This window comes from Pontibacter sp. JAM-7 (genome assembly GCF_048548695.2).
Taxonomy (GTDB): domain Bacteria; phylum Pseudomonadota; class Gammaproteobacteria; order Pseudomonadales; family Balneatricaceae; genus Neptuniibacter.
In genome coordinates this window covers 13,083-38,782 of the sequence record NZ_JBLYIF020000001.1, presented here as the reverse complement: position 1 = coordinate 38,782, position 25,700 = coordinate 13,083, and the positions used below count along the sequence as shown (strand labels likewise).

Genomic DNA, 25,700 nt, shown 5'->3' with positions numbered 1-25,700 from the left:
AGAAAATAATTTCAGTCTTGGGCTACTGGCCGCTGCGGATCAAGAATCCACTCGCTCCAGGAACCTGGATACAACCGTGACCCCGATAACCCGGCATGTTCCATCGCCAGCAGATTATGACATGCAGTAACGCCAGAACCGCACATATGAACCACGGATGCAGCGGGCAGCCCTTGAAGCAGCGCCACCCATTCCCGTGCCAGCTGTTCAGCCGGTTTAAAGCGCCCCTGAACCAGGTTGTCAGTCAGTGGCCGGTTAAGCGCCCCCGGCACATGGCCTGCCACTGGATCAATGGGTTCCATTTCACCACGAAACCGAGCTGCAGCCCTGGCATCCACCAGCACCGCTTTAGCCATTTTGAGGGTCGGCAGCAATGCGTCCAACGCCAACGCCAGTTGCGGTTGTGGTCGGGGCTGATAATCCTGCCCGGCCTCAGCCACGGGCATTACTCGAGACAGTTCACCGGCTACGGCCTGCCATGCCTGAATCCCACCATCCAGCAGCGCCACCGCCTCATGCCCCAGCCAGCGAATTAACCACCAGGCTCTGGCAGCCATGGCACCGCCACAGTCATCATAAACGACAACCTGATGACCAGCTGTTAGACCAAAGCTATTCAGTGTCGCCAGAAGCGCATTGGGGTCAGGTAGCGGATGTCTTCCGGTGGATTCAGTGACCGGTGCCGAGAGGTGACGTTCAAGGTCAAGGAAAAACGCCCCGGGCAGGTGACCTTCGCTGTAAGCGAACAAGCCCGCCTGGGGGTCTGCAAGGTCAAAACGACAGTCAAGCAGCAGCACGTCTGCCGTATCTTGCTTTAGTGTCTGAAACAGGGTTTCAGCGTCCAGCAGCGTATGAAACATATACGCCTCCGTGACAAGATTAAAGGAAAGCGGCCCACTCTTCCTTCAGCAAAGCCAACTCGTTTTCAGCCTTTTGCTTGGCTTTTTTCTTCAGACCCTCAATCTGAGCCTGTTTTTCTGCCAGTAGTGCCTGAGCCATTGCCGACTTATCATCGGCCGCCTCAACCTGCTGCAGCAAAGGACGCAGCGGCATCAGAATGGCACGACGACGACCCTCTTCTGCGCGGGCAATTTCTTCTGCCGATTTTTCTTTTTTCTTATCGGTTGCAGCTTCAGTTTTTGGTGCCACATACGTCAGTGGGCGTATACCTGCTGCAATGCGTACCTGCTCCAGTAAAGGCGCAGCTACCGCACGAGCCTTCTCAGCTCCTTTGTGCAGAATAGCATCGACGGCAGACAGGTCTTGCATCAGGGCATTATATTCAGCCCGGGGAGCCGCCAGCTTAGCATCCAGAAACTCAAACAGTTCCCGTTTGGCCTCACCCCAGGCGATGCCATTAGCATAAGCCTGGCGCATCGCTGCCACTTCGCTCGCATCCGCAAAGCAGTTGTATAACTGGAACAGGGTGCTGCTGTCAGGGTCTTTGGCTTCACCCGGCTGACGTGAGTCGGTTTTAATCTTGTTAATCAAGCTGAGCAACTCATCAGCCGGACAGAATAGCGGGATGGTATTGTCATAGCTTTTTGACATCTTGCGACCATCCAGACCGGGAATCAGCTGGGTCTGCTCATCAACCACTGCCTCAGGCAAGGTAAACAAAGGCTTATAGGTATGATTGAAGCGACCGGCAACGTCACGCGCCATCTCAATGTGCTGAATCTGGTCTTTACCTACCGGAATCAGATCAGCATTGAACATTAAAATATCCGCCGCCATCAGGATCGGGTAACTGAACAGACCCATGGTCACGCCATCGTCCAGGTCCTCTTTACCCGCATCCCGATTTTCATCCACGGCCGCCTTATAAGCGTGGGCGCGGTTCATTAGCCCCTTGGAGGTCATGCAGGTCAGGATCCAGGTCAACTCGGTAATTTCCGGAACATCCGTCTGCCGGTAAAAAGTTGCCTTATCAGTGTCCAGCCCCAACGCCAGCCAGGTAGCCGCTATTTCACGGGTAGAAGTCGCGACACGCTCAGGATCATGGCATTTGATCAAGGCATGGTAATCCGCCAAAAAATAGAAATTATTGAGTGCCGGGTCACGGCTCATCTCAATTGCCGGTTTGATTGCCCCCAGGTAGTTACCAATGTGAGGGGTGCCGGTGGTGGTTATACCGGTCAGTACCGATTTTTTATCCATTTAATCAATCTTCTCTATCTGTCACTGTGCAACACGCCGAAATAATCGCGGCTATGATACCTTAAATCTTTTATTGCTGTGCAGGGCTTCCCAGCTAAAGCCGGTCATGGTAGAAATCAAACACAATCCCACCAGGGACAATAACAACAACCCTACCCGAGTTGGATGATGAAAGATGATTGATTTGCTGCCCTCTCTGATTACCCTCGCTGCATTACTTGGTGCCTTTGTCTGGTACCTGACCAACATCACGACCTGGCGTATTCAATTGGTCATTACCGCATTAATACATGCGATGCTGTGCATGTTTGGCGGGTTTATATTCAGTGCCGCCAGCATCAAATTGAGTGGCGGTTTTGCCAATCCACTGATTCCGGCACTGTTAGTTTGTACGGGCACCGCCCTGTGCGTTCTGGCGCATACTCTGCTCCAGAAACGCAACGTCAGCACTAACAAGTCATTGCCAGAATAACCACGTTTTTGACAGCCTTGACTTGCTGGCCAACACTTAACCATGCTTAGAACGATTAAGCAGCCGACGCAGATATTCTGCGACTGGCATTCAAGGAGGTCAGCATGTACACATCAGAGCATACTTTTTCCGCACTGTTTCAGCAGTTAGGCCTGCCCAGCCAACATGGGGAAATTACCAGTTTCATCCAAGCTCATCGTTCTCTGGATCCTCATACAACCCTGGCTGATGCACCATTCTGGAGTGATTCCCAATCTGCTTTTCTGCGTGAGGCCATTAGTGATGACAGTGATTGGGCTGAAGTGGTCGATGAACTGGATGCCCAGTTAAGAAACTGATTTCAGACAACAAGCCATCTTCCGATGGCTTTTTTGTCAGCAACACAGCAGGTATGATGCTTTGTCTGAATAACAAGCAGACAGATGACCCCATATGCTGATCGTGATCTCTCCCGCCAAAACACTGGACTTCGAAACACCGCCTGTGACCGCTGACTATACTCAGCCCGCTTATCTCGAGCAGTCGGCAGAGCTGATCGAAACTCTGCAGCAGCTTTCAGTTCAGGATATTGCCAGCCTGATGAAACTGAGCGATAAACTGGCCAGCCTGAATGTCGCGCGATATGGTTCCTGGCAAACCCCGTTTGCGCCGGATAATGCCAAACAGGCGGTATTGGCATTTAAGGGTGATGTCTATACCGGGTTGGATGCCGAAACCCTGACTGAAAACGATCTGCGCTATGCGCAGGATCATCTGCGCATCCTTTCCGGCTTGTATGGGGTACTCAAACCACTCGACTTGATTCAACCCTATCGCCTGGAAATGGGTACTAAGCTGGCCAATCAACGCGGTAGCAACCTATACCAATTCTGGGATCAAACCCTGTGTCAGCGTTTAAATGACGAGCTGGCCAACGCCGCTGAAGCGGTACTGATTAACCTGGCGTCAAATGAGTATTTCAAAGCAGTAAAAAGTAAAAACATACAGGCACGCATTATCACGCCGCAATTCAAGGATTGGAAAAACGGGCAGTACAAGATGATCAGTTTCTATGCCAAGAAGGCCCGGGGTCTGATGAGCCGATACATCCTGCAGAACCGGATTGAAGAACCTGAGCAGATCAAACAGTTTGATCTTGAGGGCTATTATTATTCACCGGAGCAAAGCTCAGGTGATGAATGGGTATTTATCCGCGACCATGCCGAATAAATATTGAGGTGTCCCTGGGACACCTCTTGTTATCGATCTATTCAAGACCTTAGTGTTGTTCAATACCAACGATGAACCAATCGCTAGCCGCTGGTGCCATATCACGGCGCAGGTGCCAGACTTCACTGAATTCTACTGTCTGCTGGGCATCTTCACGCAGCCAGCCATAAAAATGCACACTGATAATTACTTGATCGGTTTTGTCCGCACAGTTCACGATGTCGGCCATTACTGATACGACTTCGGTCACCTGATTATCCGGCAATTTGCCACGTTCACTTTGCAACTGCGCAAACAATTCCGCAGAACAATAACTCTGTATTTCCGTCCAGTCACAGCGATCCCAAGCCTGCTGCAGATGGATAAAGTGTCGTTGAGCACCCTCAAGAAATGCATTTTTATCCAACCACTGCGGCAGTTTCACTTCAGTTGCGGCCACTCCCCACTCAGAAGTCTGAATAAACGTAGAGGGCTGTTGTGACGCTGTCCTGCCTGCAGAAGCCTCTTCTACCGGCATCCGGTGTTGCGCTCCAGTACTTGCATCTGCGGCAACGGGTCGGCGTCCGGCAAAGAACAGGCGATAAGCCAGATAGATAACTCCCGCCAGCAACAAGAGATCTAACAGCTGAAAACCTTCAAACGCGCCACCAAATAGCAGTACGCCAAACAGGCCTCCCGCTAACAGGCCAGCCATCAGACCACCCGCCCCTCGACTTCGCGAAGGCACCGCCGGTTGCGCGGATTGTTCCTTTGGCGCTGTCTTTTGCTGCGTGGGTGCGGGTTGTGATTTTTTCGGCACAGAATAAGACTTGCCCAAAAAGCCGCCGCCACCAAAGCGTTTGGCTTCAGCCGACTCCGCGAACGGCAACAACAGTAACAAGCTGGCTAACAGAATAAAACGATGACGCATCGGTGGCTCCAAGTGGATTAGTGGCGCAAGTGTAAAGTGTCCCTGCAATGGCTGCCAGTGCTATTCATAGGATAGTGTAGCGTTTTAACTTCGGCCTGAAGAAAAACGCTGTAATAACCCGGAAAGCAACGTTTGACTTGGTTCATCCCCGGTCAGCAGGTAATGAATAACATTGATATTATTCAGGCTCCACTGCATTTGTAGGTAGGCTTTGTTTAACCCACAAAAGAGAATTTCATCGCCCGGCTGTAACAGCATTGTTTTGTCCGGCAGCAGGTGATATTCACCCTGCCGGTTCAACAAAATTGCAAAGGCATCCAGCCGTAGACCACGGTCATAAGGGTTATGTAACAAACACTCCAGCGCCACCTCAGCATTTTCCTGTAACACCTGATACAGCGCCGGAGACGACGCCTGAGTCACTGTCACTGACCAGCATTCCAGCATTTCTTCATCTATCACTGCGCTCATACGCTGAATCAGCTGTCGCGCCCACTCATCATCATATTGGTTAAGCATGCGCTCAATAAAGGCTGGCAGCAGTGGGGACTTCACATGGGCCAGAATCCGGTTAGCAATAATACGCCCCGGTTCCATAATAAAATCGGTTCCAGAGTTGCGAAACACCAGGTTATTCGCCTGAATATTCTGGCGCACAACCGTCAATAATTTAGGGTTCAATTCACGGGCAGTCATGATAATTGACAGATTATCAGCATCATTGCCCGTGGCGGCCACAATGCCCACCGCATCGTTAACACCGGCTTCCAGCAACGTATCAGCCTGGGTGCCAACCCCTTCTACCGCATGGGGAATGTCTTGCAGTTGGTGGGCATCCACATCCACCACCGTCAGCTCAACATCGCTTTCATCAAATGCCCGGTAGAGGGCACCACCAAAGCGTCCATAGCCACAAATAATCCAGCGGCCACGGGTGCGCTGATAAACACTGGAGATAGGGCGATGAAACGGATTATGAATCCAGTCGTACACCAGGTGCATGTAGGGCGCATGCGCCGCCAAAGACAGGTACTCCGCGTAGGTGCGGTAAGGATCAACCACCAGATCCGTGCCAAAGGATTGCAGGTTATCCCGCGTCGCATCGGACTCAGTGCGGCTGATCACCATCCGCTCAGGGCAAAGCAACTTACTGGCTATAGCGATAGAAAGGTTGACCTGATCCTGGTTGGTTAATGCCATTACCCCAATACAGGATGGGTGCTGTAACCCGGCATCATCCAGAACATCCGGCAGAGAAGCATCTGCACTGAGAGCCGGCACGGTGACCGACAGGTCGTCCATCTCCAGAGTATCGATTCGCTCACTGTTAATATCCAATACCACAACTTGGATATCACGCCGGATCAACTGTTTCACCAGCACACTGCCGGTGACCCCATAGCCACAAATCAGATAAAAGGGTTCATTCAGCTGGCTAACGGCACGAGCAAAGCTACGGCGACGCAACAAGCGGCCAAACATCGGTTCCTGCAGCAAGGCCAGCGAGGAACCGATGCCATATAACCAGGCAATCACCGTGGAATAGATAGACACCAACGTCCAGAGCCGCTGTGCCGGGGTAAACGCATAGGGGATCTCGCCAAAACCGATGGTCGAGCCCATAAAAGAGACAAAATAAAAGGCGTGAAAGAAATCCATCTGGTACGGCTGACCGGTGGGGTCGCGCCCCGGAATCAACACAAAACCCAGTACCGAAATGGCATAGACGACAATCAGGGTGATCAAGGGCACCCTGAGTCTTCTAAGCAGCAGATAGAGCACGTTTTTCATCTATCCGTATCAACGCCGCAGCATAGCGGTTTCCAGCACCAGTAGAACCACTGATACCAAATTAGCCAGTAGGGCACCGCTACTGAGTGATACCACGCTCGACATATTGGAAGCATTCATGCCGACACCCGTCACTTGCTCGGCATAGCCCCAGATACAGGCAGCGATCACCAATTGCAGGTCAGCCACCAGAGAGGTCGCCAGCATCAATGCACCTAAATGCGTCCTGTCGCCGAACTTAAGCACGGTGCAGATCATGCTCACCACAATGGCAAAAAAGAACTCATAGACATTGTGATGTGCGGGGTTATCGATCTCCCCCATCCAAAAACCAAAGTTAAGTGTCATGGCCAGCACGATAAAAAATGCAAAAATGACCTTCTCTCTGTTCATCCTGTCGTTCCCCAAACTGCAAGACTATATCAGCGATTGTAGCACCCCCTGACAATGAATCACGGTTTGAATGCTGTAAAATCTGATAGTTAGACCCTAGGCAGGCGGGAACTGCAAAGCTATTCTCCGGTCTGAAACACTCCATTCAGTTGATGCAGGCAAGAAGGAAGGATATCCATGCTGTTGATGAGAGCGAAACGGTTTGTCTGGCTGACCATGCTATTACTGCTGACCGGGCAGGCTCTGGCAGACGTCAACAAAAGCCCTAATGATCCAAGAAATTACCGCGCCCTCACCCTTAACAACGCATTACAGGTGCTGCTGATATCTGACCCCAGCAGCGATAAGGCAGCCGCCTCGATGAATGTTGCGATTGGTTCATCCGCTAACCCGGAAGCACGTGCTGGTCTGGCGCACTTCTTGGAACACATGCTGTTTTTAGGCACAGAAAAATACCCTACAGCTGGCGAATACCAGCAATTCATTCAAGCCAATGGCGGCAGTCACAACGCATTTACCGCCCAGGAAAACACCAACTATTTCTTTGATGTTAAAGCCGAAGCCCTGGAACCCACGCTAGATCGGTTTGCCCAGTTTTTCATCGCTCCACTGTTCAGTGCCGAATACGTTGACCGTGAGCGTCATGCTGTGGATTCCGAATACCAGGCAAAAATCCGCGATGATGGGCGACGGACCTACGCCGCGGGGAAACAGGCACTTAACCCACAGCACAGCTATAGCCGCTTCAACGTAGGCAGCCTTGAAACCCTGGCCGACCGACCCGGTTCTGCTGTAAGAGATGACTTGATCGCCTTCTATAACCAGTATTACTCAGCTAACCAAATGGCATTGGTGGTACTGGGTCGCGAGTCACTCGATGACCTGGAAAAGATGGTGCGCAAAAAATTCAGCACCGTAAAAAACCGGCAATTAGCGCCATTTATAGAAACCGAGCCCCTGTTTTTGCCAGAGCAGTTACCCCGCCAGCTCAATGTGCAGACACTGAAAGATAACCGCAACCTCAGCCTTACCTTTCCGATGCCGGAAACCCGCAGTCTCTGGCGTCAAAAACCGTTGAGTTATATCAGCGACCTGATTGGCTACGAAGGCGCGGGCAGCTTGTTATCGCTGCTTAAACAGCGCGGCTGGGCTACCGGGCTAGCAGCCTCCCCTGGGCATGACCTGCCGCAACAAGCCTCATTTATGGCGATCATTCAGTTAACACCAGCGGGCTTTGAACGCTACCAGGAAGTTGTTGCTCTATTTTTTGATTATATTGAGTTGATGCAGCAACAGGGCATCAAACAAGCGCTATACGATGAAATGCGACAGCTGAGCCAAATCGCCTTTCGCTTCCGGGAGAATGGTGAACCGATACATGAAGTCAGCCGGTTATCCCAGCAACTGCAACGCTACCCCGCCGAGCAGGTGATCGCCGCCAACTACATTTATGAACAGTTTGATGGGCAACAGATACAGACCTTTCTGCAACAGATCAGCCCGGAGAACATGCTGCTAACGCTAAGTGCTCCCGAAATAGCGACGGATCAGGTAGAAACACACTACCAAACGCCCTATCAACTTAACGCGATCCCTGAAGCGCAACTCGCCCAATATGCCGAGCCCGGGGTTGCTGACGGACTAAGCATCCGGCCTACCAATCCATTTGTTGCCACAGATCTAAGTCTTCAACCCGCAGATCAGGCGACCTCTATACCCTATGCCCTCAGAAATGAACCCGCCTTTGATCTCTGGTATCAGCTAGATAAAGACTTCCGCGTACCCCGCGCTAATCTGTACTTCACGGTTAAAAGTCAGCTCGCTAACCATTCAGCAAAAAACTGGCTGCTAACCAGCCTGTACACCCAGATGCTGACTGACCGGTTAAATGAAACCCTGTATGACGCTCTGCTGGCCGGTCTTAACACAGATATTTATCCACACCTGACCGGATTTACAGTACGCCTGTCCGGTTATAACGATAAATTAGAACTGTTGTTACAGCAGGTCGCTCATACCCTGTCGGACAGCCAATTTGATCGCAACCGATTTGAGCGACTAAAGCTAAAAAAACAGCAGCAATTGGAAAATCAGAAAAAAAACAAACCCTTCAATCAAACCAACAACAAACTGGTGGAAATGTTACTGCCACAATGGAGTCGCGAAGCCCAGCTTGACGCTCTGGCCGACCTGAAAATTAATGATCTGAGCGGCTTTGTACCCAAGTTATTGGCGCAACCACAAGTCCGGGTGCTGGCGCATGGCAACCTGTCAGCAAGCGATGCCAAGGCTTATGCCGACATCCTGACTCGCGAACTGGCCATCCCTCAGACCGACCCTAAAATTCAGTCAGCGCAGATCGTCAAGTTACCGGAAAACCAGCGGTTGGTTGAAACCCTAAACATTGACCATAACGATGCCGCTGTTTCACTCTATCTGCAGGCACCGGATCTGAGTACTCACTCCCGCGCTGCTGTTGCTGTATTACATGAAATACTGGCTGCGCCGTTTTACTCTGAACTGCGCACCGAACAGCAACTGGGATATATCGTCTTTGCGACACCGATTCAGCTGCGTGACAGCAGTGGTATCGGATTGATCGTACAGTCACCCAACAGCGGGGCTGTCACAATCGAAAGCGCCATGGATGCCTTCTTGGATCAATGGCAAAAGCAGCTCGCATCACTGCCACCAGAAACCCTTACAAACTTCAAAAATAGCGTCATCAGCCGGGTAATGCAGCAGGAAAACAGTCTGACCGAACGCAGCCAGCGTTACTGGCGAGAACTGGATCTGGGAGCAACGGGATTTGATAGACGTCAGACATTGCAGCAGGCAATTTTACAATTGGATGTACAGCAGCTGCAGCAAATGCTGACTACCTTACGGCAACGCACATTGCTGGTACGGAGTTTTGGCATACAGGAAGGTCAATCTGAAGGTACCGGGCAATCGGCGAGTAAAGTCATGCAACAGCATAGACAAGAGAGTAAATTTCTGACGCTACAGCCTTAGTCCGCTGCATCAGGTTGCGGTGGCTGAGCCAGGAACTCACAACCCTTGCCCAGCAGGAAGCAGCGCCCACGACGGTCTGCTTCCTGAATCTGATTGTAAACCCTATCTTCCGCCCGTGGTGGTTTGGTACTGGCTTTCGTTTGCCCGGAATTAGTCATTGCAGCGTCAAAATCGACCAAGACTGTTTCCGTTTCGCTGTACAAAATGACGCTAGGTTGTGGCAGGTTGCTCGGGTTGTCACGTGGCGGAATTTCGACCATCGGTTCACGGTCAAACCCTTCCCGCCCCAGTGCGTCGTATACCGACTCACCAGACTCCCAGGTTTGGCTGGCAGTACCGGAGCGCATCACCTCATAGGGAATGGGAGCATCAACCGCTGTATTATCTGCGGCCAGCAATTGGCCACATACTAACAACCAACATCCACCGACACCCAATCTGTTCATTCACTGTGGTTCTCTTCGTAGGGGTATATCGACTCAGCGTAAAGCGCTAACTCTTCCAATATAGTCCGCCCGTCTGTATTTATATCTGGCGCTTGATATAACGCATTCAGACGTTCGGAAAACGTCGCCATACTCAGGTGCCCATCTTTACCCAACAATAACTTCTCCCGGCGAAACTCCTCCCAACAACAACGCTCCTCATCATTAAGCATCGCAGGGAAATTACGGGCTTTATAACGTAACAACATCTCCGGTAAACGCGGGTCCTGAAAGGGTAATTCCATATCTACCAATTCATCCGGCGTTGCCTGGCGCACCTGATCCATAAGCTTTTTATCGGCGGGGCTGAAGAATCCTCCACCGTATAACATAAGATCAGGGTCAACCTCAGCGGCCAAAGTCGAGTCCGTATACAGCTCTGTCAGACGTTGCTGCAGCCCACTGAAACTGCGAATAATCTGCAAATGTGCACGGCAAGTATCACCGTCAATATCCAGTTGCGCTGCCTCTGCTTTATTTAACATGCCCGCCGGCGCAATAATCGGACATTTATTCACATGCACCAACTTGAGTGCGATACGGGGAGCACCCTCGGGCAGCGCATCACGACGGGTATAAAGCAACTGTTTCAGTTCCGCCACCGGCAGGGTCATCAATGGGGTTGGATCATAACGAAGGTCCCATACCGGCACCGCATTCTTATTCACCGGATGATTACCCAACGGTGCCACTATGGCAGCATTACCCTGCTCCACCGGATACCTAGAAGACACATGCAATACAGGTTTATGTCGCAAGATATCCAGCTGCGCCTGTACCGCCTGTTTGCTGCGATTATTCAGCACAAACTGATACAGTTTAGGCTGTGCGGCTGCCACCAGACGCGCCATTTCAATGGTGGCGTACACATCCGATAACGCATCATGGGCATTCCCATGATCGATGCCATTGGCCACCGTGAGATCTTCCAACTTCAGGCTAGGCGTACCATCCTCATGCCGCGGCCAATTAATCCCCTCAGGCCGCAAAGCCCGGGTCAGGCGCAGCATATCGATGATATCCCAGCGAGAGCAGCCATTTTGCCATTCCCGAGCATAGGGGTCATAAAAATTACGGTACAGGGCGTTTCGCGTAACCTCATCATCAAAACGCAGACTGTTATAACCAACACCACAGGTTCCGGGGCGTGCCAACTCAGCATGAATACGCGCCACAAACTCAGCTTCTGTCAGCCCTTCACGTAAAGCATGCTGCGGGGTTATGCCAGTAATCAAGCATGCTTCAGGGTGTGGTAACTGATCATCTGCGGGGCGACAATAAAACATTACCGGCTCTTCGATAATGTTAAGTTCGGCATCGGTGCGCACGCCAGCAAACTGGACAGGCCAATCGCGTTTGGGATCAACGCCAAAAGTTTCGTAATCATGCCAAAAGAAGGTTAAAGGCGGCGACGCCATGTTATATCCTTACACAATGAAGGGTAATCTTGACTATACTTTGGTCTAGATTTGCAGCCTGTTACCCGTTGGAATTAATGACCCAGAGGACTTGACCATGTTGCATGACCAAGAAGCCGTTTGCAAAGCCTGCCCTTGCGGCTCAACCCAACCTTTCAACCTGTGCTGTGAACCACTCATTGGCGGTAAAAAAAACGCCGCGACGGCAGAAGCACTGATGCGCTCCCGCTATACCGCTTTCAGTTTGGGGGCCATTGACTATCTAATTGACACCACAGCCCCAGAGATGCGCAGGCCAGACGATGCGGCCGTATTGAACGAACAAACCAAAGCCACGATCTGGAGCAGCCTGAGGGTTGTTGCAAAACAAGCCGGCGAAAACGATGACACCAATGGCACTGTTGAATTCAAAGCCAGCTTTACCGCAGGTGATGAGACGGGGGTGTTACACGAAACCTCTCGCTTCCGCCAGGATGGTGGCCAGTGGTTTTATGTCGACGGTGATGTTGAAGTAATGCTGACGGATTAAATTACCAACCACCCACGCTGCTTTCGCAGCATAATTGTCTAGCGACTTTTCTCTTACTGAAGAAAGTCAACCCTGTTCCAATTTTGATTCTGGGTTAGAATAGGCCACCCCTCAAGGGGATTTTGGCCAGACAAAAGATAACCACATCGGGCCAAAGCTAAGGACGTTATGCTGGCACGATTTTTTAAACCCAAATGGCAACACTCTAAACCGGGCATCCGGTTAAAAGCCGTTGCTAAACTCAATGCCAATACTCCAGATGGCTCAGATACCCTATGCCAGCTGGCATTACAGGATCGCGATGAGCGAGTACGATTAGCCGCCACGGAAAAACTCCATACTCTGCCCGTACTGCTAAAAATCAGCCGCCGGGAAAGTATCGACAGTGTCCGGCAACAAGCGCTGCACCGTATCAGCCAGCTCTTACTCAAACCCGATGCAGATCAGTCTGCAGAAGAGCGCATCAACATTATCCAGCAGATTCAGGATAATGATTTGCTATGTCATATTACCTTAAACAGCACTGAGCAAACGGTTGCACGGCACACACTTAAACACCTGCGTTCAGATCAACACTTATACACCATAGCGTGCCAGTCTGGCAGGGCATCACTGCGTATTCAGGCAGCAGAACAGCTGACCTCCCCGGAACTACTTGAGCAACTCAACAAAGACGCCCGCAGCAAAGACAAACGAGTCTTTCAGATTACCCGGGACAAGTTGCAACAATTCCGGGAAGCCGCTAAGCAACAACAGGACGCCCAACAAAAGATTACTGATCTACTGACCCAACTGAAACAGCTCACCAGTGCTACCTTTTGCGAGCTTTATTGCGCCAAGCTGAAAGTACTGCAGCAGGATTGGCCAGCGTTGCAGTGCTACGCCAATAGCGAAGAAAAAGTGTTGTTCCTGCGTTTGCAACAGCAGTGCCAGTCACGGGTTGATAAAGTGGCGCATGCCGCCGCACAAAAAGCTGCACAACAGCAGGCTGAGACCCAGCAGAAACGTGCACTGATGCAGCTGAATGAACAATTAGAAGATTTCCTGCAGCGCCTATGCAGTGCTGAGATCCGACCCAGCAACCTTGAGTTTCTGGCGGCTGAGTTTGACCTACTCAAACACGCCTCTCCGACCGACCTGTCGCAGGATCTGGCAACTAAGCAGTCTCATATTCAACGCCTGCTGGACCGTTGGCAGCACTATCTGGATAGCCAGCCTGAGCTGCAGCAACAGATTGATAATCTGCCTGACACCGAGCTTGAAAAACTGCCTGATGCCGTCAAAAAATGTCATAAGTTAATGCAGCAACTTAGCTGGCCAAATGAGCTATCAACAGCCCCCTTATTAGATGAACTGAGTGGCGCCATTCAGGTGGCGGAAAGCCAACTGGGCACTCTGCGACAAGAGCAGCAAGACCAGATAAAGCGGCTTGAAAATAATCTAAAGCAGGTAGACGACAGCTTCGCCACTGGCCAGGTCAAGGAGGCGGCAAAGTTACTGCATAAAACAGAACGGCTTCTCAACAGCCTGCCCCGAGTGCCCGGAAATCTTGAACTTCGCTTCAAACAGCTCTCTGATACCCTATCAGAACAGCAGGACTGGCAAGCGTTTGCAGTCACACCTAAGAAGCTGGCACTGTGTGATGAAATGGAATCACTGATTGATGCAGCTGAGTTAGACCCGGAGAGCCGGGCCCGCAAGATCCGCGACCTGCAACAACGCTGGAAAATACTGGACGCAGATGACCCGCTACATGATCAACAGATCTGGAAACGCTTCAAGCGTGCTGCCGATCGTGCCTATGCCCCGTGCAGCGCCTACTTTGCCGAACAACGTGAAATACGCAACCAAAATCTACAGCTTCGTCAGCAGATCTGTGACGAACTCGATGCAGTGGTCGATGGCAGTAGCGCCCTGCCTGACTCATTTAAACAGTTAATTAATAATGCTAAACAACGTTGGCGCAAGGCGAGCCCGGTGGATCGCGCCCCTGGCAAGCAGATCCAGCAAAGGTTCAACCAGCTACTGGAACAATTGCAGGAACGTGCCGGACAAGCAAACCAACACATTCTGCAAGCCAAACAACAGCTGGTAGAGCAAAGCGCACAACTGTTAACGCAAGCGGATTTGCACTGTGCAGCCACCGCCGCTAAACAACTGCAGCAAGAATGGAAAGCCTTGGGCGCCGCACCTCGCCGGCAGGAACAGCCCCTATGGCAATCTTTCCGCGAAAACTGCAATCGCATTTTTCAGCAACTGCAACAGGACACAACAGAGCATGATCGTCTGGACAGTTTAATCACTGAGCTGGAAGCGCTGCAGCAACAACCGCAGTCACTCGCTTCCATGCAACACTGGCTGGCACAAGCACAGCAAGCGCAACAGCAACCTGACGCTAAAACACGGCACCAACAGATCGATACGGCAGTCGCTTTCATCCAACAACAGCATGATGCCGTTCAGGAATTCAACCGTACAGACTATTCCAGCCTGCGCCACAACGCCCAACTGTGCGAGCAGCTAGAAGACTTGTTACTGGAAGGTGATGCAGAGCAGTCAGCAGACCTGTTACAGGGCTGGCAATCCATGGCTGCGCTACCCGAAGCTTTACAACAAGGCATGGAACAACGCCGTAGTACTCTGCTCCAGCTGACTGAGCAACCGGAAACGCTCGAAACCACACTGGCCCGGCAGGATGACCGCTTGCGGGAACTATGCATACGCTTGGAAATTGCCTGCCAGCAAACGACACCTGCCGAAGACCAGCCTCGCCGCATGGAGTATCAATTGCAACGCCTGCAGCACAGCCTTGAGTCGCACCAGCCCTATACGCTGGCAGCGATACTGTCATTAGAATATGAATGGCTCTGTGAGCCATTCTGTAATCATTTCGAATACCTGCAGGATCGTTTTTTTGCGCTACTCGATCCACTGCTTGAGCTGCCACAGTCTGATCAGCACGCTGTAGTATCAGCCCAATTCTAACCACAAAAAAGCCCGCAAAATGCGGGCTTTTTAATGATACCTCTTGGGCATCAGGACATGTGCAAACCACCATTCACTGAAAGATCAGCACCGGTTATATACCCGGATTGGTCATCTACTAGGAAAGCACAGGTACGACCAATCTCTTCTGGCGTACCAAAACGCCCCACAGGAATACCGGAACAGATCTGATCCTGAACTTCCTGTGCAATCTTGGCTACCATAGCGGTTTTAATATAACCCGGTGACACAGTGTTAACCGTTACACCCTTGCGCGCCACTTCCTGAGCCAGAGCCTTAGTGAAACCATGGATCCCTGCTTTAGCAGCAGAATAGTTACACTGACCAAACTGACCTTTCTGCGCATTTACAGATGAAATATTAACAACGCGACCCCAGCCCTTCTCAATCATAGGATTGATGACCAGACGAGTCATGTGGAACATAGAGTCCAGGTTAGCACTCAGGACTTCGTCCCACTGCTCCCAACTCATTTTCTTGAACTGACCGTCACGCGTGATACCGGCATTATTCACCAACACATCGACTGTACCACCGGTCAGCTCTGCAACGGTTTTGATACAAGACGCACAGGAATCTGCATCTGTCACATCACCATACGCCACATGAATATCGTACCCGGCTTGCTTCTGCTCTGCCTGCCAGGCTTTGGCTTTTTCATGGTTACCACCACTGTTATAACCCGCCACAACTGTAAATCCACTGTCCGCCAAAGCATGACAGATAGAAGTACCCAAACCACCGGTACCACCGGTCACCAGTGCAACCTTCTGGCTCATTATGCATCCCCTATATTATATATTTTAGTGGCCGCAGCATGACCGCAGCCTTATTTGCTCTAATCGTCACCCTGATCATAATCCGGGCAGCCGTGAAGCAACATATGACTAAGGTGGAAAGTAGATCCACCTAAGGCTCATAAGACAAGAAAATCAGTGGTTAGGCAAGATAGCCTGGGTGACTTCGGTAGGTTGCAGCTCACAAACTTCCTGCTCCGGATCACAGTAAGGCAGCACCACCAGATGATCCAACGTGATACGTAAGCCAATCGGCTCACCCACATCATGATCATGATGGCAGGAGGTGATACATGGCAACGTTTCACCAGAACCCAATGTTACATAGTAGAGATAATGAGAACCACGAAACCACTTGCGAGTAATGATAGCGGTATATTCAGCATCATCAGCATGCTGAATATCATCGGGCCGGATCAACACTTCGACCTGAGCCCCCTGAGCAAAACCATGCGGTGTACGCCCCTGCAACACCCCCAGTGCCGTTTTGACAGAGTATGCATCTTCTACCCAACCATGCAGGAATTCACCCATGCCGACAAAATCAGCGACAAACCGGTTATCGGGCTCATGGTAGATACTGAAGGGCGTGCCTGACTGTTGAATACAGTGATTTTGCATTACTGCAATTTGATCAGCGATGGCAAAAGCTTCCATCTGATCATGCGTCACCAGCAACGCTGACATCTTTTCACGCAATAGGATTTCTCGCACTTCTGGCACCAGCGTTTCGCGCAGGTTGGCATCAAGGCCCGAAAAGGGCTCATCCATCAGCAACAGTTGCGGTTTAGGTGCCATGGCCCGTGCCAGTGCCACGCGTTGCTGCTGGCCACCTGAAAGCGCATGCGGGTAACGCTGACCAATGTCAGGCAGACCGACCAATTCCAGTAATTCAGTTATCCGTTGCTGCTGTTTCTGTTTAGACCAGTGACGAATACCAAACGCGATATTATCGGCAATCGTCAAATGCGGGAACAAGGCAACATCCTGAAATACCATGCCAATATTACGCTGCTCTACCGGCACCCGAGCCGTATCCGTAGACAATACCCGACCACGCATCCGTATACGGCCTTTATACAAGGGCTCAAAGCCGGCAATAGCACGCAGCAACGTGGTTTTGCCACAGCCGCTAGGCCCCAGAAGACAGCCGATCTCACCCGCCTTTAACGTCAGGGAAGCATTTTTCACTACAGCCATATCACCATAGCTGATGGTGACATTGTCAATTTCAAGCTGAGGCTGTAACACGGGATTCACTTTGGTGTTCATCTTCAATCCTGTTAGCTACCGGCACGTCCACGGCTGATGGTACGGCTTAATAAAATCACGGGGACCAGCCCCACCAGCACAATCAACAGTGATGCCGGAGCCGCATCCACTAAGCGTTCATCGGAAGCCAATTCAAATGCTCTTACTGCCAATGTATTGAAATTGAAGGGGCGCAAAATCAGCGTCGCCGGAAGCTCTTTCAAAACATCAACAAACACAATCAATACAGCGGTCAGTACCGAACTACGCAGTAGCGGTATATGTATTGTACGCAATACCTGCATGGGCGAGCAGCCCAACGTTCGTGCTGCACCATCCAGGCTGGGTTTAATTTTTTCCAAACCGCTTTGCACAGCACCTAAGGATACTGCCAGGAACCTCACCGTATATGCGAATAGCAGTGCAATCAGCGTACCCGAGAGTATCAAGCCCGGATCCATGCCAAGCCACTCCCGGGCCAGCGCGATCAGTCGATGATCAAGCCAGGCAAAGGGAATGATCACACCCACAGCAATGATAGTACCGGGCAAGGCATACCCCATTCCCGCCACAGCAACGGCACCGGTCACCGTTGGGTGGCCCGACAAACGTTTTGCATACGCCAATAACAAAGCAAAGCTGACGGCAATCACCGCGGCCAGAAGCGCCAAGTAGAACGAGTTCCAAGCCAGCTGAAGAAACTCTGTCATCTCCACTTCCGCTTGCGTAAAGGACCACCAGGCGAGCTGAAAAGCGGGCAATAAAAAGCCAAACAGCACCGGACCAAAACAGTAGCTCGTGGCCAGCCAACCGCGCCAGCCAAACAATGTTAGGCGTTTAGCCTTCGCTTTATACTCAGCCGATGAGTGATAACGCACTTTGCGCCGGGAGTATTTCTCCAGCACTACCAGCAAGGCCACAAACAACAATAAAAAACCGGCCAGTTGTGCAGCCGCCGCCGCATCGCCAAAGCCATAAAAAGTACGAAAAATACCGGTGGTAAAAGTCGTCACACCGAAATACTGCACCGTTCCGTAGTCTGCCAGTGTTTCCATCAAGGCGAGAGAAAGGCCAGCAATGATGGCGGGGCGGGCTAACGGTAATGCGACACGGCAAAACGCCTGAAAATTACTCAGTCCCAAGGTGCGGCTCACCTCAAGCGTATTGGAGGACTGTTCCAGAAACGCTGCACGGCTGAGCAGATACACATAGGGGTACAGCACCAGCGTCAACATCAACATGGCACCGGTCAGGCTGCGCACCTCAAAAAACCAGTAATCTCCATAGCCCCAACCTGTCGCTTCACGCAACATACTTTGAACTGGACCGGCAAAATCCAGCAGGCCAGTATAGGTATACGCGATAATATATGCTGGCACAGCCAGAGGTAGCAGCAATGCCCAGCTTAGAAGGCGTCGGCCAGGAAAATCACAGACACTGGTCAGCCAGGCAGTAGGCACGCCGATCACCAATACCCCTATGCCCACGCCCCACATCAACAGCAGCGAGTTGGTAATATAATCCGCCAGCACTGTGTCCCACAGATGCTGAAACACTTCACCTGAGCCAGACAGGACGTTACCAGCGATCACCAAAATAGGTAACGCCAGCAACAGCGCGGTAAACACCGCGCAAAAACCGAGTAAGTTCAGCCGATGCCACCAGGGCATGGGGTTTACCGCCTGACTCATTTTCATCCTCAGACACCGATGATAAAGGTGCCACTACAAAAAACAGAAAAGCCCGCATCCTGGATGCGGGCATCTTGCACGGGCCATGCTAAATTACACAGGAATTACTTCCAGCCGGCACGATCCATCAATTCCACCGCGGCACGATTATTTTCGCCCAACCGATTCAAAGCAATCGGATCTGCCCGGAAACTGCCCAGTTTACTCAATACATCCGAGCGCTCAACCCCGTCAACCACTGGATATTCATTATTGGTTTCCGCATACCAGACCTGCGCTTCATCAGACACCATGTATTCCATCAGCAGAGTAGCCTCAGCCACATGGCGGGCATATTTGGTAAGACCGGCACCGCTGACGTTAACATGTACGCCCCGTTGACCTTCTGCCTGGTTAGGCCAAAAAACACCAATTTTTTTGGTGGCAGCCTGGTATTTAGCATCAGAAGAGCCAAGCATGCGACCAAAATAATACGTATTAGCCAGAGTCAGCTCACAAACACCTGCAGCAACCGCCAGTAACTGATCGGTATCACCTCCCGCCGGAGGCTTAGCAAAATTAGCAACCAAGCCTTTAACCCACTGCTCAGTAGACTGTTCACCGGTCGCATCAATCAGTGAAGCCACCAATGACTGATTATAGATATTGCTTGATGAGCGCATGCAGATCTTGCCTTTCCAGCGCGGATCTGACAGTGCTTCGTAGGTGCTCAGGTCAGCTGGAGTCACCTTATCTTTGTTATAAAAAATAGTGCGGGCACGTTGTGACAAGCCATACCAATAATGCTCAGCATCCTTAAGGTGCTGAGGTACTCGCTGAGTCAGAACTTCACTGGAGACCGGTTGCAGCACAGCCGCCATTTTCGCACGGTGCAAACGGCCAGCATCAACAGTGACAAACAGATCAGCCGGGGTCGCATCACCTTCTACTTCCAGCCGTTTTAGCAATGCATCGGCTTTGCCGGTGATCAGATTAACGTCTATACCGGTTTCTTCTGTAAAACGATCAAGTAACGGCTTAATCAGCGCCTCTTTACGCGCAGAGTAGACATTCACTTCTGCAGCGGAGACAACACCACTGAAGATCAAACCAAAAGCACTCAGTGCTAGCACACCCAGAACGGATCGGTTTTTCACAGGCAATCTATGCGTCATATACACACTCCAAAGTCAGACTCGGCCTGTAAAGCAACATAAAGCAGGCCTTTAAAACAACTAAGAATCTCAGTATAAATGATAATTGTTCTCATCGGTAGAGCAATCCAAATTTTCCCCTCGTTTTTTTGACCACGGTCAATAAAGCAGACCAGAGGGACGATCCAGCCTCATAAAAAGGCCACAGGTAGAGATCATGCAGTGTATGCAGCTGCGCTTTTTGCTGTTGCCGATTAAGCCCAAAACGCAATCGCTGCCCCGGCTTACTGACAATTAAACTACCGCCCAGCCGATCCCAGATCGCCAGTACGACACCAAAATTACAGTCAAAGTGACTGGGATTTGTGGAGTGATGCAATTGATGTTGAGCCGGGGAAATCAACCATTTTTCTGCGTGCTTGCCATAACCAATGGCGATGTGACTATGCCGCAAATTGGCTCCTGCAACATTAAATATAAACAGAATAAAACTGCTACCGAAGATTGTGATTAGGTCAGCCCGGTCACCAAAAAAGTATACGAAGGCCGCAATGCAAACACCCTGCACCAGAGCACTGCGCACAGTGAACAAGAGGGCCTCAACAGGATGGGCCCGAAATACCGTCACTGGCGTCAGCCTGGTCGCACTGTGGTGCACCTTATGGAACGCCCACAGCCAAGGCACTTGATGCAACCATCGGTGAAGCAGGTAACGACTGGCATCATCCAGCAGAAAATATATCAGTGTGAAACTGAACATCACCGCCCATTGCGGCAGGGATGCCCCTATCAAAACCCGACCACCAAACAGATCATGCAAGCTATAAAATAACCAGCCAGCAAAGACCATCCGAGTGACCAGCCAGGGGCCAAACAGCAGCATCAACAGACGATTAATAACAAAAATTTTGTAATCAGCCCGCGCTGAATGCGACCACCAGACGGCAGGATTCAGCATCTGCCCAAGCGCTCCGAAGAATGAACACCGATGCTGCCAACATAACCAGCCTATGCCTATAGCAAACGCCATAAACAAATACCCCCAGAACACACGTTTCTGGGGGTTGATGAAAGCACTCACCAGTTCATCAGCAAACTGGTCTAATAGTGTAATATCCACTCTAAGCTACGCCGCACTTAGCCTCAGTCGTTTTCCGCGCTTTTCCCCGAACCCAGCTTATCGGCAAGCTCTGACATGTCGGATAACACATCACCCTGACGCGCAGTTAAGGCGAACTCATCCAACAGCAATTTCTGCACTTTCAGCATGCTGTGCATATATTCTTTCAGAGTCACGGATTCTGACTGAATAAAGTCACCGTTGGCATTCACACCAGTCACTTGGGTATTGCCCAGCAGTACGGGTCCATAACCAATCAGACGGTTCAACTGCACCGATGTGGCACCCAGGTCCTTGCCACTTGTCTGCAACGCCAGGGCAAAACCTTTCAGTTCACCCCAGTGTTTCACATAGTTGCGGAATAACTTACCGGCATCACCGTTGGTTTCAATCACCAGATCCAATTTCTCTAAATCTTCATACACTTCACCGGCGTATTTAAACACCGCTTCGGCAATCACCTTTTCCCAGTTACTGGCGATAACACGGGCATAGCCCTGTAACTGGTTACGTTGTTCCGCAGTTAATGCCTGGCCATTTGCTGCAGTGATCAATTTACGACCATCGACAAACGCCTGAGTAATCGTATGTAAATACTGAGACTTACCGGAACGATCAGAACCTGCCGCATAAACGGCATGCCCGAATGCCATTTCATTATAAAGAGAGACCTTACCGTCACCATTAGCATCGGCTACTGCAAATGCTGCTGGCTTTTGTTTACCAATGGCATACACCTGCTCTGCAGTCAGGTTAAGCGTATGCGCGGGAGCACCAAAATAGCCAAAGGCTTCATCCCAAATATGCTCTTTCCCGGTATAGGCCACACCCTTTTTGTAAGCTTTATCGTTCGGCTTCACATCAGCGGCCAATTTTTTATCCAGATAATTCGCTACAGCCTGATGGTAAAAAACCGCCCCCATGGTGAATTTAGACACCAGTTGAGAATAATCATAACCATTCAAGCGGTCATAACCCTCGGGAGTCTGGGCCGCATTTTTCAGCAACTGCTGCAGGACCTCATCACCGGTCAGGTTACCTGGCCAGCCTGTCACCAGCCCTTTATAAGCTTTGTCAGACAAATTTTTGTTTTTCGACAAGTCATCGACTGTTTGCTCATGTAACGGAAAGCCTTCACGGCTGGTCGGATCAATAATATCCAGGCCCGCTTTACCACCGGCATAATAATTCTGCATTAACTGAGACAACGGCTTGGCATTGTCACCATCACTACTACGTGCAAGCTTTTTCAATGAGGTATGCAATACCTGTCGTGCAACCTGCCCCTGATAAGCAACAGAATCTGTTGCATCTCCCGAATATCCCTTTAGGGTGATTGGGAAATCCGCATAATTATCGGCTGCACCGACCTGGTTGGACGCGATACTCAAAAGGACTGCTGCAGAGAGTGCTGACAGGTTCACATTAGACCCCTTAATGTTTACTAAACAGAAATACACCGGCTGGGCCGGTAGGTTTTGGCAAATATAGCATCGCCAAATAGATAATGCTACTGATAAACATTATCATTTAGATATAGATCAAGATTGCATATCATTCCCGCCACCCTGTACCAATGCTAAAATCCATGCTCTTTGTTTATAGCCTGAACGCTCATGAATCTTATCCTACTTTTTACCGACGATTTTGGCCCCCAGGGCTACCAGCCCAACAGCCACGTAACATTGACTGATCGCCGCTTTCTGCATATCAAGCAGGTACAACAACCTTCGCTTGGCGATCAGCTAAAAGTCGGTTTACTCAACGGCGACCTAGGCTCAGCAACAGTCATTGCATGCACTGACAATTCCATTATATTGCAGGTATCGCTGGACTCTTCACCACCACCAGCTCTGCCGATGACACTCATCCTGGCTTTGCCCCGTCCGAAAATGCTTAAACGCATTCTGCAAACATCTGCCACTATGGGAGTCAAAAAACTCTACCTGATCAATGCGTTGAGGGTTGATAAAAGCTACTGGAGCAGCCCAGTACTGGATGCAGCAGAAGAACACCTGCTCTTAGGGCTGGAACAGGCAGGAGATACTGTTATGCCCCGGATCGAGCTACGGAAAAGGTTCAAGCCCTTTGTTGAAGATGAACTACCGGCTATTACAGCTGGCACCCGAGCCCTGGTAGCACACCCCTATCATGCTGATGCTTGCCCGATAGCTGAGAATAGCCCCACCACCCTGGCTATTGGCCCGGAGGGCGGCTTTATTCCTTACGAAATTGAGAAACTGCAACAGGCTGGCATGCGATCAATACATATTGGTAAGCGTATTTTACGGGTGGAAACAGCGGTTCCCGCCCTGCTATCACGGCTGTTTCCGGTCTAAACCTGCTCAAGCAAGCGTCGAAACAAAGCCCAATCAAATGCAGCACCGGGGTCAGTTTTACGGCCCGGTGCAATATCACAATGCCCAACAATTCGCTCGGGGGTAATACCCGGATAATATTGCATCAAACTCACAGCGGTCTTGGCCAAAATATCATACTGCTGCGCTGTATAGGGACTATCATCAGTACCTTCCAGTTCAATGCCAATGGAGAAATCATTGCAGTTATCCCGTCCACCAAAAACAGAAACACCGGCATGCCAAGCCCTTTGCGAAAAGGGCACAAACTGCACCAGATGGCCACTCCGTTCGATCAACAGGTGCGAAGATACCTGCAAGCCCTTAATTTCCGCAAAATAGGGATGCACATCTGTTGATAACCGGTTCTGAAAGAACTGCTGAATATATCCGCCACCATACTGACCTGGTGGCAAACTGATATTGTGAACAACCAGCAAAGAGATATCGCTTTCTTCCGGTCGGGGACCATAATTAGGTGAGGGCACCCGCTCTGCATCCTGTAGCCAGCCCTCAGCACAGATAACTGTCATCTTTTTTCATTCCGCACATTTAGACAGATCGGCTGAATATAGTAACATAGCCCCCCTTGCATACCGTTACTACAGGAACCCTCATGCTGACCCGCGCCGACCTGCTTGATTATATCCCCAACGCCGTTGCCCTTTTCCTGCAGGAAGACATAGGCAATGGTGATATTACAGCGCAATTAATTCCGGCCAATGAGCAAGCCACAGCAAGAGTTATCAGCCGCCAAAGCGCCACAATATGTGGCGTTGACTGGGTGAATGAAGTGTTCCGGCAGGTCGACCCCAGCATGGTTCTGGAGTGGCAGGTGGCTGATGCTGATCAGGTTGAACGGGACCAAGTGCTGTTTCTAGCGCATGGTTCAGCCCGTAACCTGTTAACCGCCGAGCGTGCGGCACTGAATATATTGCAGACACTGTCTGGCACGGCCACCACCAGCCAGCGCTATGCTGATAAGGTAAAAACCACTCAAGTCAAATTGCTGGATACCCGTAAAACCCTACCCGGCCTGCGACTGGCGCAAAAGTACGCAGTGACCTGCGGTGGCTGTTACAACCACCGTATCGGCCTGTACGATGCTTTTCTGATTAAGGAAAATCACATTATGGCCTGCGGTGGCATCAACAATGCCGTACTCACTGCCAGACAGAATGAGCCGGGGAAACCGGTCGAAGTGGAAGTAGAGTCCTTAGATGAGCTGAATCAAGCCCTCGAAGCAGGCGCAGATATTGTCATGCTGGATAACTTTACTCTGGCAGATATGCGTCAGGCTGTTCGCCTGACCAATGGACGCGCCAAACTGGAAGCGTCTGGCGGCATTACCGATGACTCGCTGCTGCCCATTGCCGAAACCGGGGTGGACTATATCTCTATCGGTGCCCTGACCAAACACTGTGAAGCGGTCGATCTATCCATGCGCCTGCTGACCAAATCGGTCTAATTTTTTACGCTAAACAGAAAACACAACAAGGTACCCAGCCAAATATAGCGCACCCTAGCAAACGCCATTCAGCCACAGCTAACACATAAGCGTTGTGTAGCTTTGCGATAAACAAACCTTTCGGGACAAGCAGCAAGAATTGCTGTTAACGGCACGTATTACCTGCCAGTTTCTGCCACTCCTTGTTCTGCTGGATTTTCAGCACGTCGTAGATTTCTACAGCAGTTGTGGTCACACCCTGCTCACGCAACATCCGACACGCCAGCATTGCAGCCTGCTCAACATCCGTGTCCGGCAACACACCTATCGCCAGAATAGAATCATCACTCCACCACACCGGGCGGGCGGGAAATTCTGGTCGTTGCAGTAGAATATTTTCAATCTGACTTTTGGCTTCAGGCGTCAAACGAGGGGTGGTTTGGGTGATATACCAGGTGAGGCCAACACTGGCAGCAATTAAGAGGATTATCAGGTTTTTTTTCATATCTATATACA

At 50.8% G+C, this 25,700-nt stretch carries 23 protein-coding genes; 8 read left to right on the top strand and 15 right to left on the bottom strand.

Annotated features, from left to right (window positions below; all coding sequences use genetic code 11):
- Positions 1 to 11 precede the first annotated feature (11 nt).
- Together ACFVYJ_RS00175 and ACFVYJ_RS00170 are read right to left on the bottom strand one after the other, a co-directional pair.
- Positions 12 to 860 (bottom strand): sulfurtransferase, encoded by an 849-nt coding sequence (locus ACFVYJ_RS00175; RefSeq protein WP_419414152.1) that lies wholly within the window; start codon positions 858 to 860, stop codon positions 12 to 14.
- Between the two features lie 19 nt (positions 861 to 879).
- Positions 880 to 2,160, bottom strand: coding sequence for a tryptophan--tRNA ligase (locus tag ACFVYJ_RS00170; RefSeq protein WP_419414151.1), 1,281 nt, complete (start codon positions 2,158 to 2,160; stop codon positions 880 to 882).
- Positions 2,161 to 2,335: 175 nt separating this feature from the next.
- On the opposite strand from ACFVYJ_RS00170, the gene ACFVYJ_RS00165 reads away from it, so the two are divergent.
- The 3 genes from ACFVYJ_RS00165 (at position 2,336) to yaaA (ending at position 3,841) form a co-directional block, all read left to right on the top strand.
- The gene (locus ACFVYJ_RS00165; protein ID WP_419414150.1) at positions 2,336 to 2,632 is read left to right on the top strand and encodes a hypothetical protein; all 297 of its coding nucleotides are present in this window, start codon (positions 2,336 to 2,338) and stop codon (positions 2,630 to 2,632) included.
- A 104-nt stretch (positions 2,633 to 2,736) separates the two neighbouring features.
- Complete coding sequence (locus tag ACFVYJ_RS00160; protein ID WP_419414149.1) at positions 2,737 to 2,970, top strand: DUF2789 domain-containing protein; 234 nt, start codon at positions 2,737 to 2,739, stop codon at positions 2,968 to 2,970.
- A gap of 94 nt (positions 2,971 to 3,064) precedes the next feature.
- Positions 3,065 to 3,841, top strand: a complete 777-nt coding sequence (gene yaaA / locus ACFVYJ_RS00155; RefSeq protein WP_419414148.1) for a peroxide stress protein YaaA — start codon at positions 3,065 to 3,067, stop codon at positions 3,839 to 3,841.
- A gap of 49 nt (positions 3,842 to 3,890) precedes the next feature.
- Here the strand turns inward: yaaA and ACFVYJ_RS00150 are convergent, their stop codons facing one another.
- From ACFVYJ_RS00150 to ACFVYJ_RS00140, 3 genes are all read right to left on the bottom strand, one after another.
- A complete protein-coding gene (locus tag ACFVYJ_RS00150) occupies positions 3,891 to 4,751 on the bottom strand; it encodes a Tim44 domain-containing protein (RefSeq protein ID WP_419414147.1) in 861 nt (286 codons plus the stop codon).
- A gap of 84 nt (positions 4,752 to 4,835) precedes the next feature.
- Positions 4,836 to 6,542, bottom strand: a complete 1,707-nt coding sequence (locus ACFVYJ_RS00145) for a potassium channel family protein (RefSeq protein WP_419414146.1) — start codon at positions 6,540 to 6,542, stop codon at positions 4,836 to 4,838.
- Positions 6,543 to 6,551: 9 nt separating this feature from the next.
- Entirely contained in the window at positions 6,552 to 6,935 is a 384-nt protein-coding gene (locus ACFVYJ_RS00140) for a DUF6394 family protein (RefSeq protein WP_419414145.1), read from the bottom strand.
- A 177-nt stretch (positions 6,936 to 7,112) separates the two neighbouring features.
- Between ACFVYJ_RS00140 and ACFVYJ_RS00135 the strand changes: the two genes are divergently transcribed.
- Positions 7,113 to 9,950 carry an insulinase family protein gene (locus ACFVYJ_RS00135; protein WP_419414144.1) on the top strand — a complete coding sequence of 946 codons (2,838 nt, stop codon included), beginning with the start codon at positions 7,113 to 7,115 and terminating at the stop codon, positions 9,948 to 9,950.
- On the opposite strand, the gene ACFVYJ_RS00130 is transcribed toward ACFVYJ_RS00135, so the two are convergent.
- Together ACFVYJ_RS00130 and sbcB are read right to left on the bottom strand one after the other, a co-directional pair.
- Complete coding sequence (locus ACFVYJ_RS00130) at positions 9,947 to 10,396, bottom strand: hypothetical protein (protein ID WP_419414143.1); 450 nt, start codon at positions 10,394 to 10,396, stop codon at positions 9,947 to 9,949. The genes ACFVYJ_RS00135 and ACFVYJ_RS00130 overlap by 4 nt on opposite strands.
- Complete coding sequence (gene sbcB / locus ACFVYJ_RS00125; RefSeq protein WP_419414142.1) at positions 10,393 to 11,853, bottom strand: exodeoxyribonuclease I; 1,461 nt, start codon at positions 11,851 to 11,853, stop codon at positions 10,393 to 10,395. Before sbcB ends, ACFVYJ_RS00130 begins: the two co-directional genes overlap by 4 nt.
- A 97-nt stretch (positions 11,854 to 11,950) precedes the next feature.
- Here sbcB and ACFVYJ_RS00120 point away from each other — a divergent pair, with 97 nt between their 5' ends.
- The gene (locus tag ACFVYJ_RS00120) at positions 11,951 to 12,382 is read left to right on the top strand and encodes a YchJ family protein (RefSeq protein ID WP_419414141.1); all 432 of its coding nucleotides are present in this window, start codon (positions 11,951 to 11,953) and stop codon (positions 12,380 to 12,382) included.
- Between the two features lie 168 nt (positions 12,383 to 12,550).
- Positions 12,551 to 15,367, top strand: a complete 2,817-nt coding sequence (locus ACFVYJ_RS00115; protein ID WP_419414140.1) for a DUF349 domain-containing protein — start codon at positions 12,551 to 12,553, stop codon at positions 15,365 to 15,367.
- A 50-nt stretch (positions 15,368 to 15,417) separates the two neighbouring features.
- On the opposite strand, the gene phbB is transcribed toward ACFVYJ_RS00115, so the two are convergent.
- From phbB to ACFVYJ_RS00085, 6 genes are all read right to left on the bottom strand, one after another.
- Positions 15,418 to 16,167, bottom strand: a complete 750-nt coding sequence (phbB, locus tag ACFVYJ_RS00110) for an acetoacetyl-CoA reductase (protein ID WP_419414139.1) — start codon at positions 16,165 to 16,167, stop codon at positions 15,418 to 15,420.
- Positions 16,168 to 16,320: 153 nt separating this feature from the next.
- A complete protein-coding gene (locus ACFVYJ_RS00105; protein ID WP_419414138.1) occupies positions 16,321 to 17,457 on the bottom strand; it encodes an ABC transporter ATP-binding protein in 1,137 nt (378 codons plus the stop codon).
- Positions 17,458 to 17,468: 11 nt separating this feature from the next.
- Positions 17,469 to 19,127: an ABC transporter permease gene (locus tag ACFVYJ_RS00100; RefSeq protein ID WP_419414137.1), complete on the bottom strand. Its 1,659-nt coding sequence runs from the start codon at positions 19,125 to 19,127 to the stop codon at positions 17,469 to 17,471.
- Between the two features lie 104 nt (positions 19,128 to 19,231).
- Positions 19,232 to 20,281 carry a Fe(3+) ABC transporter substrate-binding protein gene (locus ACFVYJ_RS00095; protein ID WP_419414136.1) on the bottom strand — a complete coding sequence of 350 codons (1,050 nt, stop codon included), beginning with the start codon at positions 20,279 to 20,281 and terminating at the stop codon, positions 19,232 to 19,234.
- 91 nt (positions 20,282 to 20,372) lie between these two features.
- Positions 20,373 to 21,380 (bottom strand): sterol desaturase family protein, encoded by a 1,008-nt coding sequence (locus ACFVYJ_RS00090; protein ID WP_419414135.1) that lies wholly within the window; start codon positions 21,378 to 21,380, stop codon positions 20,373 to 20,375.
- A 23-nt stretch (positions 21,381 to 21,403) separates the two neighbouring features.
- Positions 21,404 to 22,771: a DUF4856 domain-containing protein gene (locus ACFVYJ_RS00085; RefSeq protein ID WP_419414134.1), complete on the bottom strand. Its 1,368-nt coding sequence runs from the start codon at positions 22,769 to 22,771 to the stop codon at positions 21,404 to 21,406.
- Between the two features lie 225 nt (positions 22,772 to 22,996).
- Between ACFVYJ_RS00085 and ACFVYJ_RS00080 the strand changes: the two genes are divergently transcribed.
- Complete coding sequence (locus ACFVYJ_RS00080) at positions 22,997 to 23,719, top strand: 16S rRNA (uracil(1498)-N(3))-methyltransferase (protein WP_419414133.1); 723 nt, start codon at positions 22,997 to 22,999, stop codon at positions 23,717 to 23,719.
- Here ACFVYJ_RS00080 and ampD read toward each other — a convergent pair.
- Entirely contained in the window at positions 23,716 to 24,270 is a 555-nt protein-coding gene (gene ampD / locus ACFVYJ_RS00075; RefSeq protein ID WP_419414132.1) for a 1,6-anhydro-N-acetylmuramyl-L-alanine amidase AmpD, read from the bottom strand. The two genes, ACFVYJ_RS00080 and ampD, sit on opposite strands and share 4 nt — an antisense overlap.
- Positions 24,271 to 24,353: 83 nt before the next feature.
- Here ampD and nadC point away from each other — a divergent pair, with 83 nt between their 5' ends.
- The gene (nadC, locus tag ACFVYJ_RS00070; RefSeq protein WP_419414131.1) at positions 24,354 to 25,205 is read left to right on the top strand and encodes a carboxylating nicotinate-nucleotide diphosphorylase; all 852 of its coding nucleotides are present in this window, start codon (positions 24,354 to 24,356) and stop codon (positions 25,203 to 25,205) included.
- Positions 25,206 to 25,350: 145 nt separating this feature from the next.
- Here nadC and ACFVYJ_RS00065 read toward each other — a convergent pair whose 3' ends face one another.
- On the bottom strand, positions 25,351 to 25,689 hold the full coding sequence (locus tag ACFVYJ_RS00065) for a hypothetical protein (RefSeq protein ID WP_419414130.1): 339 nt from the start codon (positions 25,687 to 25,689) through the stop codon (positions 25,351 to 25,353).
- Positions 25,690 to 25,700 lie beyond the last annotated feature (11 nt).

Excerpts from the sequence above, each read along its gene's own strand:
- ACFVYJ_RS00175 (WP_419414152.1), bottom strand. The coding sequence starts at position 860 with ATGTTTCATACGCTGCTGGACGCTGAAACCCTGTTTCAGACACTAAAG.
- ACFVYJ_RS00170 (WP_419414151.1), bottom strand. The coding sequence starts at position 2,160 with ATGGATAAAAAATCGGTACTGACCGGTATAACCACCACCGGCACCCCT.
- ACFVYJ_RS00165 (WP_419414150.1), top strand. The coding sequence starts at position 2,336 with ATGATTGATTTGCTGCCCTCTCTGATTACCCTCGCTGCATTACTTGGT.
- ACFVYJ_RS00160 (WP_419414149.1), top strand. The coding sequence starts at position 2,737 with ATGTACACATCAGAGCATACTTTTTCCGCACTGTTTCAGCAGTTAGGC.
- yaaA (WP_419414148.1), top strand. The coding sequence starts at position 3,065 with ATGCTGATCGTGATCTCTCCCGCCAAAACACTGGACTTCGAAACACCG.
- ACFVYJ_RS00150 (WP_419414147.1), bottom strand. The coding sequence starts at position 4,751 with ATGCGTCATCGTTTTATTCTGTTAGCCAGCTTGTTACTGTTGTTGCCG.
- ACFVYJ_RS00145 (WP_419414146.1), bottom strand. The coding sequence starts at position 6,542 with ATGAAAAACGTGCTCTATCTGCTGCTTAGAAGACTCAGGGTGCCCTTG.
- ACFVYJ_RS00140 (WP_419414145.1), bottom strand. The coding sequence starts at position 6,935 with ATGAACAGAGAGAAGGTCATTTTTGCATTTTTTATCGTGCTGGCCATG.
- ACFVYJ_RS00135 (WP_419414144.1), top strand. The coding sequence starts at position 7,113 with ATGCTGTTGATGAGAGCGAAACGGTTTGTCTGGCTGACCATGCTATTA.
- ACFVYJ_RS00130 (WP_419414143.1), bottom strand. The coding sequence starts at position 10,396 with ATGAACAGATTGGGTGTCGGTGGATGTTGGTTGTTAGTATGTGGCCAA.
- sbcB (WP_419414142.1), bottom strand. The coding sequence starts at position 11,853 with ATGGCGTCGCCGCCTTTAACCTTCTTTTGGCATGATTACGAAACTTTT.
- ACFVYJ_RS00120 (WP_419414141.1), top strand. The coding sequence starts at position 11,951 with ATGTTGCATGACCAAGAAGCCGTTTGCAAAGCCTGCCCTTGCGGCTCA.
- ACFVYJ_RS00115 (WP_419414140.1), top strand. The coding sequence starts at position 12,551 with ATGCTGGCACGATTTTTTAAACCCAAATGGCAACACTCTAAACCGGGC.
- phbB (WP_419414139.1), bottom strand. The coding sequence starts at position 16,167 with ATGAGCCAGAAGGTTGCACTGGTGACCGGTGGTACCGGTGGTTTGGGT.
- ACFVYJ_RS00105 (WP_419414138.1), bottom strand. The coding sequence starts at position 17,457 with ATGAACACCAAAGTGAATCCCGTGTTACAGCCTCAGCTTGAAATTGAC.
- ACFVYJ_RS00100 (WP_419414137.1), bottom strand. The coding sequence starts at position 19,127 with ATGAGTCAGGCGGTAAACCCCATGCCCTGGTGGCATCGGCTGAACTTA.
- ACFVYJ_RS00095 (WP_419414136.1), bottom strand. The coding sequence starts at position 20,281 with ATGACGCATAGATTGCCTGTGAAAAACCGATCCGTTCTGGGTGTGCTA.
- ACFVYJ_RS00080 (WP_419414133.1), top strand. The coding sequence starts at position 22,997 with ATGAATCTTATCCTACTTTTTACCGACGATTTTGGCCCCCAGGGCTAC.
- ampD (WP_419414132.1), bottom strand. The coding sequence starts at position 24,270 with ATGACAGTTATCTGTGCTGAGGGCTGGCTACAGGATGCAGAGCGGGTG.
- nadC (WP_419414131.1), top strand. The coding sequence starts at position 24,354 with ATGCTGACCCGCGCCGACCTGCTTGATTATATCCCCAACGCCGTTGCC.
- ACFVYJ_RS00065 (WP_419414130.1), bottom strand. The coding sequence starts at position 25,689 with ATGAAAAAAAACCTGATAATCCTCTTAATTGCTGCCAGTGTTGGCCTC.